The organism is Caproiciproducens galactitolivorans (genome assembly GCF_029266045.1).
Taxonomy (GTDB): Bacteria; Bacillota; Clostridia; order Oscillospirales; family Acutalibacteraceae; genus Caproiciproducens; species Caproiciproducens galactitolivorans.
Window position 1 is genome coordinate 71,592 of record NZ_JAJUFJ010000010.1, and the last position, 19,093, is coordinate 90,684.

The 19,093-nt window shown below is 48.0% G+C and carries 18 protein-coding genes; 6 read left to right on the forward strand and 12 right to left on the reverse strand.

The window, feature by feature from the left end; genetic code table 11:
- From P9B68_RS08500 to P9B68_RS08520, 5 genes are all read left to right on the forward strand, one after another.
- Complete coding sequence (locus P9B68_RS08500; RefSeq protein WP_277668850.1) at positions 1-264, forward strand: GIY-YIG nuclease family protein; 264 nt, start codon at positions 1-3, stop codon at positions 262-264.
- A gap of 206 nt (positions 265-470) precedes the next feature.
- Positions 471-1,136 carry a ribbon-helix-helix domain-containing protein gene (locus tag P9B68_RS08505; protein ID WP_277668851.1) on the forward strand — a complete coding sequence of 222 codons (666 nt, stop codon included), beginning with the start codon at positions 471-473 and terminating at the stop codon, positions 1,134-1,136.
- Between the two features lie 28 nt (positions 1,137-1,164).
- The gene (gene clpB / locus P9B68_RS08510) at positions 1,165-3,762 is read left to right on the forward strand and encodes an ATP-dependent chaperone ClpB (RefSeq protein ID WP_277668852.1); all 2,598 of its coding nucleotides are present in this window, start codon (positions 1,165-1,167) and stop codon (positions 3,760-3,762) included.
- Between the two features lie 20 nt (positions 3,763-3,782).
- Entirely contained in the window at positions 3,783-4,202 is a 420-nt protein-coding gene (locus P9B68_RS08515) for a PPC domain-containing DNA-binding protein (protein ID WP_135656545.1), read from the forward strand.
- Between the two features lie 124 nt (positions 4,203-4,326).
- Positions 4,327-4,620 (forward strand): Dabb family protein, encoded by a 294-nt coding sequence (locus P9B68_RS08520; protein ID WP_135656540.1) that lies wholly within the window; start codon positions 4,327-4,329, stop codon positions 4,618-4,620.
- A 55-nt stretch (positions 4,621-4,675) separates the two neighbouring features.
- Here the strand turns inward: P9B68_RS08520 and P9B68_RS08525 are convergent, their stop codons facing one another.
- The 12 genes from P9B68_RS08525 to P9B68_RS08580 all read right to left on the reverse strand — a co-directional run bounded on the left by P9B68_RS08525 (position 4,676) and on the right by P9B68_RS08580 (position 17,633).
- Positions 4,676-5,017: a hypothetical protein gene (locus P9B68_RS08525; protein ID WP_135656538.1), complete on the reverse strand. Its 342-nt coding sequence runs from the start codon at positions 5,015-5,017 to the stop codon at positions 4,676-4,678.
- A 250-nt stretch (positions 5,018-5,267) separates the two neighbouring features.
- Positions 5,268-6,614 carry an APC family permease gene (locus P9B68_RS08530; RefSeq protein WP_243112886.1) on the reverse strand — a complete coding sequence of 449 codons (1,347 nt, stop codon included), beginning with the start codon at positions 6,612-6,614 and terminating at the stop codon, positions 5,268-5,270.
- Positions 6,615-6,865: 251 nt separating this feature from the next.
- Positions 6,866-8,872, reverse strand: a complete 2,007-nt coding sequence (feoB, locus tag P9B68_RS08535) for a ferrous iron transport protein B (protein WP_135656535.1) — start codon at positions 8,870-8,872, stop codon at positions 6,866-6,868.
- A 4-nt stretch (positions 8,873-8,876) separates the two neighbouring features.
- Complete coding sequence (locus P9B68_RS08540; protein ID WP_135656533.1) at positions 8,877-9,101, reverse strand: FeoA family protein; 225 nt, start codon at positions 9,099-9,101, stop codon at positions 8,877-8,879.
- A 251-nt stretch (positions 9,102-9,352) separates the two neighbouring features.
- Positions 9,353-10,297 carry an L-lactate dehydrogenase gene (locus P9B68_RS08545; protein WP_277668853.1) on the reverse strand — a complete coding sequence of 315 codons (945 nt, stop codon included), beginning with the start codon at positions 10,295-10,297 and terminating at the stop codon, positions 9,353-9,355.
- A gap of 36 nt (positions 10,298-10,333) precedes the next feature.
- Complete coding sequence (locus tag P9B68_RS08550) at positions 10,334-11,572, reverse strand: aminopeptidase (protein WP_277668854.1); 1,239 nt, start codon at positions 11,570-11,572, stop codon at positions 10,334-10,336.
- 60 nt (positions 11,573-11,632) lie between these two features.
- Positions 11,633-12,298: a M48 family metallopeptidase gene (locus tag P9B68_RS08555; protein WP_135656527.1), complete on the reverse strand. Its 666-nt coding sequence runs from the start codon at positions 12,296-12,298 to the stop codon at positions 11,633-11,635.
- A gap of 5 nt (positions 12,299-12,303) precedes the next feature.
- Positions 12,304-13,011 (reverse strand): DNA alkylation repair protein, encoded by a 708-nt coding sequence (locus tag P9B68_RS08560; RefSeq protein WP_277668855.1) that lies wholly within the window; start codon positions 13,009-13,011, stop codon positions 12,304-12,306.
- 90 nt (positions 13,012-13,101) lie between these two features.
- The gene (locus tag P9B68_RS08565) at positions 13,102-15,105 is read right to left on the reverse strand and encodes an ABC transporter permease (RefSeq protein WP_135656522.1); all 2,004 of its coding nucleotides are present in this window, start codon (positions 15,103-15,105) and stop codon (positions 13,102-13,104) included.
- The gene (locus tag P9B68_RS08570) at positions 15,095-15,862 is read right to left on the reverse strand and encodes an ABC transporter ATP-binding protein (RefSeq protein ID WP_135656520.1); all 768 of its coding nucleotides are present in this window, start codon (positions 15,860-15,862) and stop codon (positions 15,095-15,097) included. The genes P9B68_RS08565 and P9B68_RS08570 overlap by 11 nt, the downstream gene beginning before the upstream one ends.
- A 104-nt stretch (positions 15,863-15,966) precedes the next feature.
- Positions 15,967-16,971, reverse strand: a complete 1,005-nt coding sequence (locus tag P9B68_RS08575) for a sensor histidine kinase (protein WP_277668856.1) — start codon at positions 16,969-16,971, stop codon at positions 15,967-15,969.
- On the reverse strand, positions 16,968-17,633 hold the full coding sequence (locus tag P9B68_RS08580; RefSeq protein ID WP_135656516.1) for a response regulator transcription factor: 666 nt from the start codon (positions 17,631-17,633) through the stop codon (positions 16,968-16,970). The genes P9B68_RS08575 and P9B68_RS08580 overlap by 4 nt, the downstream gene beginning before the upstream one ends.
- Before the next feature lie 197 nt (positions 17,634-17,830).
- Here P9B68_RS08580 and P9B68_RS08585 point away from each other — a divergent pair, with 197 nt between their 5' ends.
- Positions 17,831-18,826, forward strand: coding sequence for an asparaginase (locus tag P9B68_RS08585; protein ID WP_135656514.1), 996 nt, complete (start codon positions 17,831-17,833; stop codon positions 18,824-18,826).
- Positions 18,827-19,093 lie beyond the last annotated feature (267 nt).

Here is a 19,093-nt window from a genome sequence, read left to right on the forward strand (position 1 = left end):
GTGGATAAGCAAAATAAAAAGGAGCTGACGGCTGCCTATAAGGGACGAAAAGTTGTCGGCGGAATTTACGCCATTGTGAACAGGCAGAACGGGAAAATGCTTCTGCTTTCCACCTGCGATCTGCAGGGGAGCAGGAACCGCTTTGCATTTGCGAAAGAAATCGGCTCCTGTATAAACCTGAAATTAACGGAAGACTGGCGCAAATACGGAAATGCCGCTTTTGACTTTACAGTACTGGAAGAACTTTCGAAAAAAGTAACCTAGACAAACAAGGAATTTTCAGACGTGTGGAAACCCTTCGGGAGTTATGGGCTGAAAAACTTCATGGGAAGGATTTGTACTAAGTTTACGAATTTTTATTCGGAGCGCCATCTCAATTTTGCTTTCAAAATTATATAATTGTATTGACAAGTTATATAATTTTAATATAATATTATTGTTAGCAAAAAAATTTGATTGGGATGAGCAGGATGGATCGAAATGTATATAGTCTTGTGCTGATTGATGAGGTAGTGGATGCAGTCGATAAAATGGCGTATGAGAAAAACACTAGTCGCAGCAACCTGATTAACCAGATTCTTGCAGAATATCTTTCCTGCCCAACGCCGGAAATGCGAATGCGGGATATTTTTGAAAGCGTGGACAGACTGATGACGGGACTGGGCAGTTTTCAGATCCAATTCCAGCCGAGCGATACCATGATCTCGATACGCAGCGCGCTTCGGTATCGGTACAAGCCGACCATCCGCTATACGCTGGAACTATACCGCCTCTGCGGCCCGACCCTCGGCGAGCTGCGGGTTTCTGCGCGCACGCAGAGCCAGTCCCTTCTTTCGATTCTAACGGATTTCTTTGTTTTTTGGTCCGCGCTGGAAAACAAGTATATCGCGTCCTATTTCCCGGAAGGAAAGGTATTGTGCGAGGTGGAAACAGGCCGGTACACACGGCAGTTCCTTCTGCCGCGCGACGAATCCCAGCGAACCAATGAAAATCTTGCGGCTGCCATATCCGATTATATCCGCTCTTTTGATAAGAACCTGAAGCTCTATTTTTCCGGGTTGGATGATTTGGAAGCGGCAGAGGAAGCAATCGAAGAAAATTATTCCCGTTATGTAAAAATTAGTGAAGTGATTTGAACAATTGTAAATAAGGAGGTAGGATTTTATGAACGCTCAAAAATTCACGCAGAAATCACTAGAAGCCATTCAGGAAGCGCAGAATATCGCGATTCAGAATAACAACATGCAAATTGAGGAAGAGCATTTGCTTCAGGCGCTGTTATCCCAGGAAAACGGCCTGATCCCCCAGCTTTTCAAAAAAATGGGCATTCCCACGGAAGCGGTGCTGGACAGCGTAAAGCGACAGGTCGCAAAGCTTCCGGGCGTAACCGGTCCGGGGCGCGAACCGGGAAAAATTTACGTTTCCGCAGACGTTGACGCCGTTCTGGTCGAAGCGGAAAAAGAGTCCGAGCGCATGAAGGACGAATACGTTTCCGTTGAGCATATCATGCTTTCCATTTTAAATAAGCCGAATTCCGCTGTGCGCGCGGTTTTTGATTCTTTCGGCATCACCCGGGATCAATTTCTCTCCGCGCTTTCTACCGTCCGCGGAAACACCCGGGTAACCAGCGATACACCGGAAGAAACCTACGACGCGCTTTCAAAATACGGGCAGGATTTGGTAATGCTTGCAAAAAATCATAAAATCGACCCCGTAATCGGAAGGGATTCAGAAATCCGCAATGTTATCCGCATCCTTTCCCGTAAATCCAAAAACAACCCCGTGCTGATCGGCGAACCGGGCGTTGGCAAAACCGCCATTGTCGAGGGGCTTGCCCTTCGGATTGTGCGGGGGGATGTTCCGGACAACTTGAAAGAGAGAAAGCTGTTTTCGCTCGATATGGGCGCGCTGATTGCGGGCGCAAAGTTCCGCGGCGAATTTGAAGAAAGGCTGAAAGCCGTCCTCAATGAAGTCAAAAAAAGCGAAGGACGGATTATCCTGTTTATCGACGAGCTGCACACCATCGTCGGCGCAGGAAAGACCGAAGGTTCCATGGACGCGGGCAATCTTCTGAAGCCCATGCTCGCACGCGGGGAGCTGCATTGTATCGGAGCTACCACCTTGAACGAATATCATCAGTATATTGAAAAGGACGCTGCGCTCGAACGGCGTTTCCAGCCGGTTATGGTGGAAGAACCGAGCGTGGAGGATACCATATCGATTTTAAGGGGCCTAAAGGAACGGTACGAGGTTTTCCACGGCGTAAAGATACAGGATCAGGCACTAATCGCCGCGGCGGTACTGTCGAACCGGTATATCTCCGACCGATTCCTGCCAGATAAGGCAATTGACCTCGTGGATGAAGCATGCGCCATGGTCCGCACCGAAATCGACTCCATGCCGACTGAGCTCGATGAAATTTCGCGCAAAATCATGCAGCATGAAATTGAAGAAGCGGCTTTGAAAAAGGAAACCGACTCGCTTTCAATAGAACATTTGAAAGAAATTCAAAAAGAGCTGGCCGATCTGCGCGAAAAGTTCAAGGAAATGAAGGCAAAATGGGAAAACGAAAAGCAGGCGATTTCCAAGGTTCAAAAGCTGCGTGAGGAAATCGAGAGGGTCAACGCGGAAATCGAAAAAGCGGAGCGCAATTATGACCTTGACAAAGCGGCGGAATACAAATACGGCAAGCTGCCCGAATTGACTAAGCAGCTGGAAGCGGAAGAACAGATTGCGGAGAAAACACAGGCAACCGGTTCCCTGCTGCGTGACCGGGTAACCGACGAAGAAATTGCAAGAATCATCGCCCGCTGGACGGGCATCCCAGTTGCCAAGCTGATGGAAGGTGAGCGTGAAAAGCTGCTCAAGCTGGACGACATCCTGCATCAGCGCGTTGTCGGGCAGGACGAAGCCGTGGAAAAGGTAACCGAAGCGATCATGCGCTCCCGCGCGGGCATCCAAGACCCGAACCGCCCGATCGGCTCGTTCCTGTTCCTCGGGCCCACCGGCGTGGGCAAAACCGAGCTTGCCAAGGCACTGGCGCAGGCGCTGTTTGACGACGAGCGCAATATGGTGCGAATCGATATGACGGAATATATGGAGAAATACTCCGTATCCCGCTTAATCGGGGCGCCTCCAGGCTATGTTGGTTACGAGGAAGGCGGCCAGCTCACCGAAGCGGTTCGCAGGCATCCGTATTCCGTCGTCCTTTTCGACGAGGTAGAAAAAGCGCATCCCGATGTATTCAACATTTTGCTTCAGGTGCTCGACGACGGCCGCATCACCGATTCACAGGGCCGCACGGTAGACTTTAAAAATACGATCATCATTCTGACTTCAAACTTAGGCTCCAGCTGCATTCTTGACGGAATAGATTCGAACGGCCGAATCAGCGAGGATGCAAAAGCACAGGTAAACGCCTTGCTGAAACAGCAGTTCCGGCCGGAATTTCTGAACCGTCTGGATGAAATCGTCTTCTACAAGCCGCTTACCCGCAGGGAAATTGACAAGATCGTCGAACTGTTGATCGCAGACCTGCGGCGCCGGCTGGAAGAAAAGCAACTGACGGTAAAACTGACGCCGGTGGCGAAGAACTATATTGTCGACCAGGGTTACGACCCAGTTTACGGCGCACGCCCCTTAAAGCGTTTTATCCAAAGCAAGGTGGAAACGCTGATTGCAAAAGCAATTATTGCCCGGGATTTAAAACCGAGAACCGAGTTGACCGTTGATTACGCCGACGGCAAACTAATGCTGCGCTAAGAACGATAAAGGAGCAAATTATGGAGTACAAAAGAATCGGAGACACCCTTGTCGCCCGTATCGACCGCGGGGAAGAAATCCTGCAAAACCTGAAAACCATTTGCGAGAAGGAGAACATCCGGCTCGCAAGCGTTTCCGCAATCGGCGCGGTTGACCACGCGGTCATCGGACTTTATCGGGTGGAAGAGAAAAAATATTATAAAAACACGTTTGACGGGGAAATGGAAATGACCTCCCTTACCGGCAATGTTACCGAACAGGAAGGTCAGGTATACCTGCATCTTCACGCGAACTTTGCGGGAGCTGACGGGCATGTTGTCGGCGGGCATCTGAACGAAGCAGTAATCAGCGGCACATGCGAAATGTTCATCCGTACCCTGCCGGGGAATGTCGGGCGCAAGCCGGATGATGAAACCGGTCTGAATGTGTTCTCCCTATAATTGAATTTTTTAAGAACAAGCGGCTCTGGAAGCGTACACTTCCGGAGCCGCTTTCGATAGAATATTTTATCTCCATTTTCTTACAAGATATGGTATAATAGAAAAAAAGATAAAGGTGAGATTTATGGTCAAGCATATCGTCATGTGGGCATTGAATGAAGACGCTAAAAAGGACAGCGAGAAAATCACAGCCGACCTGCAAAATCGGTTCAAGTCGCTGCTGGGTGTTGTGGACGGACTGAAAGCAATTGAGGTCGGACGCAATTACAACGGGGGAAAATACGATTTGGTACTACTTTGCGTATTTGATTCAAAAGAAGCGCAGGAAAAGTACCAAATGCATCCCGCGCATGTAGCGATAAAGGAAATTGTACATTCGCTTACCTGCGGCAGGGAATGCGCCGACTACGAAATCTGACCACATAAAAATGTACCCTCTGCTTTTCACAGAGGGTACATTTTTTAAAGCAGCATTATTTTTTCCCACCGATATATCCATATAGATCAAACGAGGGATGATCTTTACAGTCATTGAGAAGGCCTTCGTAAAACTGAAGGGTTTCCTGAATCGTCCCAAACCCATGCTCCACTTCGAAGCGCCGATAGGAATCCGGAGACTGCGACAGCTCATAAACTCCCTTTTGGAGACGGGAAATAAAATCGTTCGCCGGGCCAAAATTTTCCTCGTTCAAAATAACCCATCCGCTGGACGCAGCAATCAAGTCACGGAAAGCCCATGGAATAACATGGATTTCTCCTGCACGAATCCACTGTCCGTTTTGTATATTTAATTGCAGCACCACATAATATTGCATTCCATTTCCTCCAATAAGCCATATACTGGATTATGCGGAAACGGCGGCGAATGACTCAAGGTGTTAGACTAATGCTTAATTTGCTTTTTATTATTCATAAAATGGGTAGTTTACACCGCTTTTAAGCTTCCTTATCCATCGTATACATTTTCTTTTCTTCTACCTGAAGTTACACCCTAACTTTTAATATAACATAAATATGCAATAAAATATTACCAGTAAATAAGAATAAGGCCTGAATCAAAATGTTTCAGGCCTGTTTTTGCATCTGATGAAAATTGTAGTAAAGGAAAGAGATCATCACCGTTAAAATGCAGATTCCCGCGTAAAGCAAAAACAACTTGCTTTGCAGCCCGCCGGAAAGGACAAACCCGGAGCCAAGCGTTGCAAAAAGCGGTACGGCCACACCGCGGAAAGCGCTTTGAATATCACCCTTCCGATACAGCGAAAACACCTTGTAATAAAGCACAATATAGAACAGGTAGCTCATTGCAATAGAGATTTCCGAAATATCGGAATTGGGAAGCACAGAAAACTTTACGGTAAAGAAATGCACTACCATCCAGAACAGGGTCACACCGTAACAAAAAGCAGCCGAATTCACCGGCATGTCCAGCTTTTCGGAGCGCTTTCCCAGGAACTTCGAAAACGGAAACACCTTTTCGCCGCGCAACGCCATGGAGTACGGCATCCGAATGTATCCAAGGATAATGCCGTTAACCGTTCCCATTACCGCAATAATGACAAAGATCAGGATTAATTTTGCACCAAGACTGCCGAACAGCTTATTTGCAACCGCATAAACGTGCGCATCCTGCATTTCGATGATTTTTTGCGGAGGGAGCAAGCTGGAAACGCCGATAAAATAAGCGACATAGGTTGCCAGAATGACTAGCGGCCCTATAACCAGCGCCTTCGGCAGGTTCTTTTTCGAGTCGCGGATTTCGGAAGCAATAGAAGTGGAGATTGTCCATCCGTCAAAGGAAAAAGCCACCGGGCCAATGGCCGAAAGCCACTCGGCACCTTCCAGCTTTTGCACCGGAAAGCTCTGGAATCCTGCGGAAGGATTGCCAAAAAAGAGGCCGAACACGGCAATTACAACAAGAGGGATCATTTTCACCATAGTGGAAAGGTTTTGAAATCCACCGCCGAGCCTTGCAGAAAGCGAATTCATCAAAAAACAGAAAGTGTAAAAGAGGAACCCGACCAGCATCTGATTTTCCAGCGTACCGTCCCAGCTAAACAAAAGGCAGATATAAATTCCCACAACCCAAGAAACAACCGCCGTAATAGTCGGGAAATAAACAAATATCTGAAACCAGCCCATGCCACAGGCATACTTTTCACCTACAAATTCTTCAACATAAGTGATAACGCCCCCCGGGCGGTCGGTACGAGAGGCAAGCTCGCTGATGCAGAGTCCGCCGAATATGATACTGGTGGCACCCAGCAAAAAGACGGCTACACCAAGCGGAACGCTTCCGCCGGTAGCGGCGAGGATATTATCACTCTTAAAGAAGATGCCGGAACCGATGCAGATCCCAATGATCATCGCAATGGTTGTGAAAAGACCGTAATTCCGTTTGATTCTATCCAAATTTTCATTCTTCCTTCTTCAAATCTCAGTATGATTATTCTATCATACACGAACCACATTGAAAAGCAGAATGAAACAAAATACTATTTTTTCTCCTTGCGATTACAGGCTTGGCAACAGGAACATTTCGAACAGTCCCCGCAGCAGCTATGCCTGTGTTTTATGGAATAGCGCACCGCTAACAGAAAAATCACGGCAATAATTGTAATCAGGATGTAATCCGCTATCTGCATAATTCCTCCTATTCGCCATCAACGGTAAAAAATCAGTCCAATATGATAAACCAGGAACGCGACAATCCAGGCAATCCCCGTTTGATACAGTACAACGGCAACCGCACTCCTCCTGCTGTCCATTTCGTACCGGACCGCGTTGATTGCAGCGACACACGGGGTATACAGCAGGGTGAAAATCAAATACGACCATGCGCTCAGCGGCGTAAAGAGGGACGACAGCGCCGCGGATAAGTTGGAAACGCTGGTTCCCGTTAAAACAGCCAGCGTGCTGACAACCGCTTCTTTTGCGGTAAAGCCGGTAATTAAAGCCGTGGACGCACGCCAGTCATTAAAACCAAGCGGCGCAAACAACGGAGCGATTAACTGGCCAATACCGGCAAGCATGCTGTTTGCGCTGTCTGATACGACATTGATTCTTGTATCGAAGGTTTGCAGGAACCAGATGATAATGGCTGCCACAAAAATAACCGTAAACGCGCGGACTAAAAAGTCTTTCGCCTTATCCCATATCAGCAGCCCGACACTCTTCGCGCTTGGAAAACGGTAGTTGGGAAGTTCCATTACAAAAGGAACCGGATTGCCATGAAACACCGTATTCTTTAGAATAAAACCGGTGACAATGCCAACCAGTATCCCGATAATATACAAGGACGTCATTACAAGCGCCTGATGGTTTGGAAAAAAAGCCATGGTGAACACCGCATAAATCGGAAGCTTTGCGCTGCAGCTCATAAACGGCGTCAGAAAAATCGTCATTTTGCGGTCCCGTTCGCTCGACAGCGTGCGCGTCGCCATGATAGCGGGTACGGAACAGCCAAACCCAATCAGCATGGGGACGAAACTTCGCCCGGAAAGGCCGATTTTCCGCAGCAGCTTGTCCATAACGAACGCGACCCTTGCCATATAGCCGCTGTCTTCCAAAATCGAAAGGAAGAAAAACAGGACGACGATGGTCGGCAGGAACGAAAGCACGCTCCCCACTCCGGCGAACACGCCGTCAATAATCAGGGAGTGCACAACCGGATTGATCCCGTAAGCGGTAAGCCCTGCGTCGGCAAGACCGGTTACAAAATCAATTCCGGCGGACAAAGCTGCGCTTAACGCGCTTCCGATCACGCCGAAGGTAAGGTAGAAAACCAGCATCATGATCAGCAAAAAGATCGGGATGGCTAAATACTTATGCGTCAGAATATTATCCATTGCGACGCTGCGCAAATGTTCCTTCGATTCCCCCGTTTTCACAACCGTATCCGCACAGAGTTTTTCAATAAAACTATAACGCATATCTGCCAGCGCGGCTTCACGGTCGGTTCCGAGCTCATGCTCCATTTCCGCAACGCTGTGCCCGACCATATCCTTTTCATTCTCGGAAAGTCCCAGCGCGTTGAGCATCGGTTCGTCGCCTTCCACCAGCTTGGTCGCTGCGAAACGCGCGGGCACACCGATCCGTTCCGCGTGATCCTCCACAAGATGGGCAACGGAGTGAATCGCCCTATGTACCGCACCGGAGCAGAAATCCTGCCGCTTCGGAATCTGTTTTGCACTCGCAGTCGCAATCGCTGTTTCGATCAGCTCGTCAATCCCGTCGTTTTTGCTGGCCGAAATCGGAACCACCGGCACGCCAAGCTCTTCCTGCAATTTTTGTATCTTAATGGTCCCGCCGTTCGCGCGAACCTCATCCATCATATTTAAAGCGACCACCGTCGGCAGATTCAATTCAATCAACTGCAGGGTAAGATAGAGGTTCCGTTCGATATTGGTCGCGTCCACAATATTGATAATCCCATCCGGGTGATGTTTCAGTAAAAAATCGCGCGTCACGATTTCTTCATTGGTATAGGGCGACATCGAATAAATTCCCGGAAGATCGACTACCGTCGCGTCCCGATGGTTCCGGATGACCCCGTCCTTGCGTTCAACCGTAACGCCCGGGAAATTCCCCACATGCTGGTTGGAGCCGGTCAGCTGATTAAAAAGCGTTGTTTTGCCACAGTTTTGATTCCCCGCAAGCGCAAAAATCATCCGCTTATCTCTCCTCCACTTCTATTTTTTTGGCATCATCAATCCGGATCGTAAGTTCATAACCGCGAAGATGGATTTCAATAGGGTCGCCCATCGGCGCCACCTTGCGGACCATAACCTCTGTATGAGGAGTAAGACCCATGTCGAGCAGCCTGCGCCGAAGTGCCCCCTCGCCATTTACTGCAAGAATTTTTGATTTCCGGCCTATTCCCAGTTCATCTAATGTCATAACAAAAGCCTCCGTGTCCGATTGATTGTTAGCCATTGCTAACTTATATTGTATGCCCCCCGCAGGGGTTTGTCAAGCGCCAGATAAAAATTGTTAACATATTCCGAAATTCTCCTATTTTGGTTCCAACTTCTATGAAAGATCACGACAATCCCCTGCTGCTATTTACAGAATATGCGGTCGGAAAATCATTGTGCAAAGCAGGAAATAAAGTTAAAGAAAGGGCGGTTCCGAACGAACCGCCTTGCAAATCAGAATTCTATCGTATTCAGCACCGCTTGAATCGCCTGCGCGGAAGCCTGCAGTTTCTTCTGCTCCTCCTCGCTTAAAGGGATATCGAGGACTTTTTCGATCCCACTACTACCGACAATCGCAGGGATGCCCATGCAGACGCCGCTGATGCCGTAATGCCCCTCGATTAGGCTGGAAACCGGAAGGATGGAGTGCTCGTCGCGCAGAATGCATTCGGCTATCCGGCGGACCGCCATGGCAATGCCATAATAGGTTGCGCCTTTTTTGCGGATAATTTCATACGCGCTGTCCCGAACGCCTTCATAAAGCCGCTGCATGGTTTCCATATGCTTGAAATGCCCGCACAGCTCGCAAAAATGATCCAGCTCAACCCCGGAAACATTTGCGCTGCTCCAGACAGCCAGCTCGCTGTCGCCGTGCTCGCCGATAATAAACGCGTGGACGCTGCGGCTGTCCACCTTCAAATGCTGCCCCAAAAGGTATTTCAGCCTTGCCGTATCCAATACTGTACCGGAACCGATAACGCGATTGGGCGGGAAACCGGAAAGCTTTAAGGCGGCATAGGTCAGGATATCCACCGGATTCGATACAATCAGCAGAATTCCTTCGCACTGGCGCTTTTTGATCTCCGGGATAATTCTCTTGAAAATCCCCACATTTTTCTTCACAAGATCCATGCGCGTTTCATCGGGCTTTTGATTTGCCCCCGCGGTAATGATAATCAACCCGCAGTCCCGGATATCGTCATAACTTCCGGCATAAATTTCCATCGGGTGCGCAAAGGGCATGCCATGGCTTAAATCCATCGCCTCTCCCTCTGCCTTGTCGCGGTTGGCGTCGATCAAGACCAGCTCGGAAAAAAGCCCGCTTTCCACAAGGCTGAACGCGGCGCTGGAACCGACAAGCCCGCACCCGATCATCGCGCATTTCCGAACATTTACCATTTACATTCCCTCCCTTTTTAGAATCGCATAAAAAGACTAATCGATTACAAAATCACCGTCTTTGAAAACCTGGATTTTGCGTCCGTCAAAAGTCGTGCCGACAATGCTCATATCGGCGCTGCCGAACATGAAATCGCAATGGATTTTGGAATAATTGGAACCGAGCTTTTCCATCTCCTCCCGTTTCATTTCCGTACCGTTTTTCAGGTTGTCGGGATAAGAAGTGCCCAGCGCAAGATGGCAGGAGGCGTTTTCGTCAAACAGGGTGTTCAAAAATAAGATTCCGGACTGGGAAATCGGGGAATTGTAGGGAACGAGCGCGACTTCTCCGAGGTAACAGCTTCCCTCGTCAAACTCGATCAGGTTTTTCAGCGTTTCCTGCTCTTTTTTCGCGTGGAAATCCGTTACCTTCCCGTCTTTGAAATCCAGGTAAAAATCTTCGATCATTTTCCCCTGATAGCTGAGCGGTTTCGTTGCGTAAACGCGCCCCCGCACGCCGAATTTATACGGCATGGTGAACGATTCCTCGGTTGGCATGTTGGGGTTAAACACCGCGCCGTTCTTTGCCTGGCTGCAGCCGCCCGCCCAGATGTGGTCCTTAATCAGTTCCACTGTCAGGTCGGTTCCGGTCCCGTTGGTAAAATGCAGCGATTGAAAACGGAGGTCGTTCAGGATTTGATTGTGGCGCAGCAGATTCTGATTATGCCGTTTCCATTCTTCCACGGGGTCGTTCTCTGCGGAAATACGCACACTTTTCAGCACCGCGTCCCATAAGGATTCGAGTGCCTCCTCTTCGCCGAGCTTCGGGAACACCTTCTTCGCCCAATCCACAGTAGGAATTGCGACAATGGACCACTGACCGACATTCGCCAGGGTGTAATATTCAAAAGGCTCGAACGCGGTTTCCTTCGCAATGCGGACAATCTGCATTTTCTGCCCGTCAATATCCGCCATGAAACCCGGCGTTGCGGATTCAATGTATAGGAAACAGCATTTCTTGTCAATGCAGTTCTTTTTCTGTTCGATGCGCCACGGGGCGATATTCGCCAGCGTTTCCGTGCTTTCATTTTGTAAAGCCATTTTCGTGATCTTCTCGTCATCCCAGAGCACAAGCACCTCCCCCGCGCCTGCCTTATAGGCTTCCTCCACGCACATGCGCGCAAAATATGCACACTCCACAGAGGAAGAAATCACCAGCATCTGCCCCTTCTGCACGTTTGCGCCAACGCAGACCGCAAGCCTTGCATATTTCCGTAATATATCCTGTGAAACCATAAAACAACCTCCGTTTTTTTAATAATCTTCCGAAACTGGAACGCATTTATACAAATGAAGCTAGCCCCATCCCTGCCTTCGCAACTTTTTCCCTGTCTCTGCCAGCCGCTTCCGACGTTCGCGGTAATCGGGAAAGACGGTTTCCACCAGCTTCCAGAACCGCGGGGAATGGTTGTGTTCCCGTATATGTGCCAGCTCATGGACAACGACATAATCAATTTCTTCCGGCGCGGCCATCATCAGCTTCCATGTGAAATTGAGCCGGTTTTTTGCCGAACAGGAGCCCCAGCTCGTATTCGCCGAGCCGATACGGACACCCGGCGGGGTCACCCCCATAACTTTCGAAAAGCGGGCAATCCGTTCCTGAATGAACCGTTCGGCAATCAACCGGTACAGGTGCTTAATCTGCAACAACATTTGTTCCTGCTCCTGTGGCATAACCGAAAAGCATATCCCGTCAAAACCGTAGTGGTCGGCGAGCTTTACCGGATACGCACAGCCCATCAGGGGCAGCACAGAGCCGGCGCCGATGCGCAAGTTGCGGCGCGCCGCCGCGTCCTGCATGACCTGCGCGGATTTTTCCCGAATCCAGTCCTGTTTTTCGCAGACAAAACGGTCAATTTCCCTTTGCGCCGCACGCAAAGGAGCGCGTACGACAACCTCGCCTTCCCTATTTATGCAAATTGCGATGGTTTTCCGGCGGGAACGGATGAGCTTATATTCCAATCAAATCACCTGCGCTTCATGCCCCGGATTACGGCTTTCATACGGTCGTCCACCCGGTAGGATTCGATTATTTTTTGCAAGGCCTTGTTGTAAGTCCAGTCGTCCAAGCTGTTCTGCTTCAGGAAATGCATGGTTTTGTCCTGAAATTTCACAAAGCAGACAGACAGCGCCCACGCCACCGCCATTTTTACATAATAGCCGTCATGCCGGATTTCATCGCATATTTTCAAAACGCGGTCGATATATTCCTCCGTTATGAAATAATCCATCAGCATAATGACCGCAAACCGGAGGTCAAATTCCCGTTCGCTTTTCAGATACGGCTGCAAAAAGGCAAACAGTTTTTCCTTGTCCTTCGCCGCTGTTTTAAAGCTGGAGCAGCAGATGTCACAAATTTCCCAGTTGCTGATTTTCGGAACAAAGGCCGCAATCCGTTCAAGCGCTTCGTCCGGCATCATTTTTACATATCCGATCACAAGTCCCTGTAAAATAATCTCCTCTAGGCTTGCATCCTGCGCGTCGTTCAAAAAAGCCTGCCAATCGCTCTTTGCAATCTGCTTTGCAAGCGCGCGAAGTTTCGGCACGCGTACGCCGATGATATTTTCCGCTCCTGGAATTAATTTATACTGAAAATCCCGGTAAGACTCGTCCGCTAAGGTTTTCAAGTGCTCCGTCAGCGCGGCGGGACCAGTATATTGGAAATTTTCTTTCATCCGTTCACCTGCTTGCAAATTTTGTCAATCCCATTATATATTCTTTCCCTGTAAAATACAACAGCCGCCTTTCGGCGGCCATTGCTATCCTTATTTTTGCCTGATCATATTCTTGCTTCCGAAATAGGTTGCGAGAAAATAGCCCCCGTAAATCAGAAGAATGACAGCGGCGGTAAATAAAATGTTCCCCAAAATATCCAAATGGCCGAGAAGCATGATCGCATTATTGGCCACATGGATTCCCACTACGGAATGGATCAGCGCGAGCGAAAGCGGGATGAAGAAATAGATACCGATTTGCCCCAGCAGTGCACGGTTGATCATTTTCTCCTCCGCGCCTAATTTCCGAAGCAGCCCGTAGCGCTCCGTATTGTCCGACGCTTCGGAAAGTTGCTGAAGGGCGAGAACTGCCGCGCTGGTAATCAGGAATACCAGCCCGATATAAATAGCCAGATAGGAAACGATTGTCCTCAGCCCGGATGCATTTTCATACATGTCGGTTTTCGTAAACATCTCGTCAAAAGGCCATTCCGTATCTGATTCACATTTTGATTTTAGAAGCTGTGTGAATTCCTGCTCGTTAATCCCTTTCTTATATTGCGCGTTCAGCTCCAACCTTTGCACCTTCAGCCCTTTCACCAGATTGTCAGGAACAATCAGCGTACCGGGATCCTGGGGCGAAGAGGTCGTGAAAACACAGAGCGTCTGAACCCCATTTTTCGCGTAGGCCAGCTCCGTACCGTTCAGCTTAACTTTCCCTGTTTTATTGAGAAAGGATTCAATCGCTGGAACAAGCTGGCTTATATTACAATTCACCGCGAATTCGCCGGGCTTTAAGGTGATAACGGGTTTTCCCTGTAGAACAGCCGCGTTGTTGTAATCGGAAATCGATAGAATGGTCACCGGAACCTCTCGAAACCTCAGGGAATCCCTATAATACTCCGGAATCTTATCCATGTCATAGATTTCTTTGTATTGGATATCGGAGACATATTCGTTTACCTGCGTATATCCCCTGAAAAATTGATTAAGGTCAACCTTTTCTTTCTTCAGATTTTCGGCAATGCTTACGAATTCCGGCCTGTCTTCATTCAAAAAGCACATTAAAGAAATATCATAAGGGGTTGTGTCTTTCAGGTTTCTGGTCAGGACATTGGCGAGGCCCATGCCGGTCGAAAGCGTTCCGATTGTGATTAAAAGCATGATGCAGATGACCGACATCGAAAGAAAGGTGGTGTTGATCTTTGAATTGATCTGCCGCAGGATGAACATATTTAAGTTTTTAAAATACAGGCCCTTATTCATCTGCACCACACGGAGTAAAAAACCGGAAAGGGAGAAGAAAAAAAGAAGCGTACCGAGGCTGCCCAATATGATCGAAGCGGCAAACATGCTGTCAAACTGCATCATGCCGTTTTTAATAATCAGATAATAGGCAATTCCCAAACAAATAACGGAAAGGAAAAACACGAACACAGAAACGGACAGTTTCTTGATCTTCAAAGTCTCATTCTTTTTTCCTGCCAAAAGCAGGTCGATCAATTTCAGCTTTGAAATCGAAACCGTATTAAAAATCATGACAATCAAAAATATGATACCGAAGTAAAGCAAAGTTTTATAGAACGCATTAATCGAAAAAGTAAATGCAAACGCCTTCAGGTTCGCCTCAAACAGTTTCGCGGTAACAACGCTCAACCCTTGCGAGGCAAAAACACCGACGATCAGTCCGGTTACAAGGGCAAAAAGACCGATTAAAAGCGTTTCAAAAACGATCATCTTCGAAATTTTGCCCTTTTCCATTCCGAGCGTCATATAAATCCCAAGCTCTTTTTTGCGCCGCTTGATTAAAAACCGGTTCGCATAGACGATCAGAAAACCAAGGACCACAGAAATAAAAACAGAAACGTATGCGATTGCCTGCGCTAGTGCTTTGATACTGTTATATTGCGACTTGGTAAGTTGGAGCATGGCCGTCTGGGAGTCAATCGCATTAAACATATAAAACAGGCATACGCCGAAGGCCATAGTTAAGAAATAGACCGTATAGTCGCGGATGCTCTTCCTTACATTTTTTAAAGCAAGCTTACAAAACATTGGAATTGTCACCTCCGAGCAGAGTTACAACCTCAATGATCCTATTAAAGAACTGCTTGCGGGTATTGTCGCCGCGGACGATCTCATTGAAAATTTTCCCATCCTTAATAAACAGGATACGGTGGCAGTAGCTTGCGGTAAACGCATCGTGCGTAACCATTAAAATAGTGGCGTCCAGATTGCGGTTCAGCGTTTCAAAGCTTTCCAGCAGCATGCGCGAAGATTTGGAATCCAGCGCGCCGGTCGGTTCATCCGCCAGAATCAAAGAGGGATTTGTTACGATCGCCCTTGCGGACGCAACGCGCTGTTTCTGCCCGCCGGAAAGCTGGTACGGGTATTTTTGCAAAACATCCTCAATTTCCAGCTGCTTTGCAACCTGGCGGACACGGACATCAATTTCACCAGGTGCGGTTTTGATGATGGATAGCGCAAGCGCGATATTTTCATAGGCGGTCAGCGTATCCAGCAGGTTAAAGTCCTGGAAAATGAAACCGAGCTGCTCGCGGCGGAACCGGGACAGTTTTTTCTGATTCAGCCTTGTAATATCCATTCCGTTAATGAAGATATGGCCGGCTGTTGCGGAATCAATGGTGGAAATACAGTTCAGCAGGGTAGTTTTTCCGCTTCCGGAAGCGCCCATAATTCCGATGAATTCGCCTTTTGCTACTCCAAAACTGATATCGTCAACCGCTTTTGTAACGTTTCCTTTGTTCCCGTAATATTTTTCGATATGTTCAACCGTTAAAACGTTCTCCATTGCATCTCTCTCCTTTGTTCGATTGTATTAGTATTATAATACAATTTTGCGGTTTGAACCATCGATTCACCTTACGTTTTCCTTACAAATTTGTAAGCTTTTCATTACAGATACATGTTGCTTTTAGGGAACACCAGCGATACCATTGTGCCGGCGCCTTCATTGGACGCAATTGAGATGCCGAGGTTTAATTTATCGCACAGCTTTTTGCAAAGGTACAGGCCGATCCCGGTGGACTTTGCTATCTTCCGCCCATTTTCGCCGGTAAACCCTTTTTCGAAAACACGTCCCAAATCCTTTTTCGGAATACCGATCCCGTTGTCTTCAATTATCAGCGTCACGCTGTTTTCGTTCTGCAAGCCGCAGATTTTCAGGAATGGATTTCCTTTCCGGTATTTGATGGAATTCATCAGGATCTGCCCAATCATGAAGTCCGTCCATTTTACGTCGGTAAACACCGTTTTATCAAGCGCTGATGTTTCCACATGCACTTTGCTCTCAATCAGAAGGACAGAGTATTTTTTCAAGGAAGAATTCACCAGCTCTTTCAACGTCGTCTGCTTGATGACATAATCCTTCTCAACCGAATTGCTGCGGGAATAGAAAAGCGCCTGTTCCACATAATTTTCGATTTTGGACAGTTCCTCATTTAAATTGAGCGTTATTTTATTCCGGTTGTTTTCAATAATCAGTTTGCTGGAGGAAATCGGCGTTTTCACTTCGTGAACCCAGGTTTCGATGTATTCCCGGTATTCGCGGGAAGCAAGACGGTAGCGGGCGATTTCGTCGTTCATCGCCTTATTGGTTGTCTTTTCCACCTCATATAGGAGTTTTCCTTCCAAAAAGGACGGCTCGTCCAATAGCTCCGACAGCAGGTACTTTTTATCCAGCTTCTCCAAATGCTGGAACAGTTCATTATAAAAGGTTTTTTTCTGAAAATATTCCATTCCCAGCGCAGCGGCCTGCCCCAGCAGGAAAAGGCCGGTGATAAACCCGGTCGCGTAAGCGCCAACCCCGAGCATATTCATCAGGACAACCGCAAATAAGGATGAAAGCACAACGAAAAGGACCGAAAAGACCTTATCTTTTAAAAAGTCCACAAAATTCATACCATGTACCCCTGTCCCCGTTTGGTGATTAAGTAATCGTGCACGCCGATTTCCTCAAGCTTCCGGCGTAGGCGGTTAATATTCACCGTAAGCGTGTTGTCGTCCACAAATTCCTCCGACTGCCAAAGGTCATTCATCAGTTCTTCCCGGGAAATGATATGCTCCTTATTCCGCATCAGCAGAAGTAAAATACGGTGCTCATTTTTGGAAAGCTCCACCTCTTTATTTTGGCAGCGGGCAACGCCTTTGGACAAATCAAGCTCTACCCCCCGGTGCGAAAGGACGCTTGGCGGATCGGAATAATAAACGCGCTTCAAAACGGAAGAAATCCGCGCCAGCAGGATTTGGGTATTGTATGGCTTTGTAATGAAATCATCCGCCCCAAGGTTCATACTCATCAGTTCATCCACTTCGCTGTCCCGGCTGGTTACGATAATAATCGGAATTTCACTTTGGCGGCGGATTTCCCGGCAAATATGGTAGCCGTCGTAAACTGGAAGATTAATATCCAGCAAAATAAGCTGCGGATTTTCGCGAATGATGATTTCCGGCATGTGCGCAAAATCATCCGACGAAACACAGGTATATCCGTATTTTTCAAGCAGGCGCTTCAATTCATTCCGGATTTTCACATCATCTTCAACAATAAAAACAGTAGGCATATTTCTCAGCCTCTTCTCTATTTTTCTTTTTCACCAATCAGATAGATCTTGTCCTATATTATAGTTTATCCTTGCAAATCAATCAATCGCCCGTCCGTTTTCTTTCTAACCAAAGGAACTTCTTTACTTTGCGTCGCCGCCATGGTAGGATTATAAGCGGAATTTGGCGAAACCGCTGTGAAATCAGGAGGACAGAAATGAAAAAAATACTGTTTATCACCACCGGGGGCACCATTGCCTCCGAACCAACGGACGAGGGCCTTGCCCCTTCGCTTACCAGCGGAAAATTGGCGGCATTTCTTGGCGGGCTGGCAACCGAATACGACATAACAACAGAAGATCTGTTCCAACTAGACAGTTCGAACATCCAGCCGGAGGAATGGCAGTGCATTGCCCGCACAATTGCCCGCGAATACACAAAGTATGACGGCGTCGTATTAACACATGGTACGGATACAATGGCTTACACCGCTTCGGTACTGTCGTTTATGCTGCGAAATCTGCCTATTCCTGTGGTGATTACCGGTTCCCAGCTTCCCATCCTCCATCCGCTGACGGATGGCGTTGAAAATCTCCGCTGTGCCTTTGCGATGGCCAGCACAGGGGCGCCGGGCGTGTACGTTGCTTTCAATCGCAAGGTGATTTTAGGCGCGCGGGCAGTAAAAGTGCGGACCACCGGATTCGACGCATTTGAAAGCGTCAATTGCCCGTACGCGGCAACCATCGACGCAAACGGGTTGCAGCTAAACAATCCCGTTCTGCCGCAGGTCCAAGGGGACTTCGCTCTGGATGACCGCCTGAGCGACCGCGTCTTTCTGATTAAGCTCACACCGGGTTTGAACCCCGAAATTTTTGATATGCTGTTAAAAATGAATTATAAGGGAATTGTGATTGAAGCCTTCGGCGCGGGCGGCCTGAATTTTGTCCGCCGCGATTTGATTACGAAATTACAAAAAGCCGTGGAATGCGGCATCTCCGTTGTGGTTTGCAGCCAATGCCTGTATGAGCGCAGCGACTTCACGATTTACCAGGCCGGGCAAAAAGCCTTAAGAAGCGGCGTCGTGCAGGGATTTGACATGACAACCGAAGCCGCCGTCACAAAGCTGATGTGGGCGCTTGGGAAAACAGACAAGCCGGAAGAAATCAAGCGTATGTTTACAACAAATTATGTTGGGGAAATCAGCATTCCATAAGCTTCGGACGGAAGAAACTTTCTGAACAGGAAACATAAAAGCAATCTAGAACTACGGATACATAGCAAGCGCTCATCCTTCCAACCGGCGGGATGGGCGTTTTTCAATCCGACAATCCATTTGCGAGACATTTCCTTCGCTCTTTTGCGTACCTTCCTGCCGGCCCTCGTAACATGCCGCTTGCGCAAAAGAATAGATAAATGAAATCAGACATCGGACAACCATATTGAAAAACGATGTCTTTTCGTTTATAATGAACAAAAGACA

Excerpts from the sequence above, each read along its gene's own strand:
- P9B68_RS08505 (WP_277668851.1), top strand. The coding sequence starts at position 471 with ATGGATCGAAATGTATATAGTCTTGTGCTGATTGATGAGGTAGTGGAT.
- clpB (WP_277668852.1), top strand. The coding sequence starts at position 1,165 with ATGAACGCTCAAAAATTCACGCAGAAATCACTAGAAGCCATTCAGGAA.
- P9B68_RS08515 (WP_135656545.1), top strand. The coding sequence starts at position 3,783 with ATGGAGTACAAAAGAATCGGAGACACCCTTGTCGCCCGTATCGACCGC.
- P9B68_RS08520 (WP_135656540.1), top strand. The coding sequence starts at position 4,327 with ATGGTCAAGCATATCGTCATGTGGGCATTGAATGAAGACGCTAAAAAG.
- P9B68_RS08525 (WP_135656538.1), bottom strand. The coding sequence starts at position 5,017 with ATGCAATATTATGTGGTGCTGCAATTAAATATACAAAACGGACAGTGG.
- feoB (WP_135656535.1), bottom strand. The coding sequence starts at position 8,872 with ATGATTTTTGCGCTTGCGGGGAATCAAAACTGTGGCAAAACAACGCTT.
- P9B68_RS08540 (WP_135656533.1), bottom strand. The coding sequence starts at position 9,101 with ATGACATTAGATGAACTGGGAATAGGCCGGAAATCAAAAATTCTTGCA.
- P9B68_RS08545 (WP_277668853.1), bottom strand. The coding sequence starts at position 10,297 with ATGGTAAATGTTCGGAAATGCGCGATGATCGGGTGCGGGCTTGTCGGT.
- P9B68_RS08550 (WP_277668854.1), bottom strand. The coding sequence starts at position 11,572 with ATGGTTTCACAGGATATATTACGGAAATATGCAAGGCTTGCGGTCTGC.
- P9B68_RS08560 (WP_277668855.1), bottom strand. The coding sequence starts at position 13,011 with ATGAAAGAAAATTTCCAATATACTGGTCCCGCCGCGCTGACGGAGCAC.
- P9B68_RS08565 (WP_135656522.1), bottom strand. The coding sequence starts at position 15,105 with ATGTTTTGTAAGCTTGCTTTAAAAAATGTAAGGAAGAGCATCCGCGAC.
- P9B68_RS08570 (WP_135656520.1), bottom strand. The coding sequence starts at position 15,862 with ATGGAGAACGTTTTAACGGTTGAACATATCGAAAAATATTACGGGAAC.
- P9B68_RS08575 (WP_277668856.1), bottom strand. The coding sequence starts at position 16,971 with ATGAATTTTGTGGACTTTTTAAAAGATAAGGTCTTTTCGGTCCTTTTC.
- P9B68_RS08580 (WP_135656516.1), bottom strand. The coding sequence starts at position 17,633 with ATGCCTACTGTTTTTATTGTTGAAGATGATGTGAAAATCCGGAATGAA.
- P9B68_RS08585 (WP_135656514.1), top strand. The coding sequence starts at position 17,831 with ATGAAAAAAATACTGTTTATCACCACCGGGGGCACCATTGCCTCCGAA.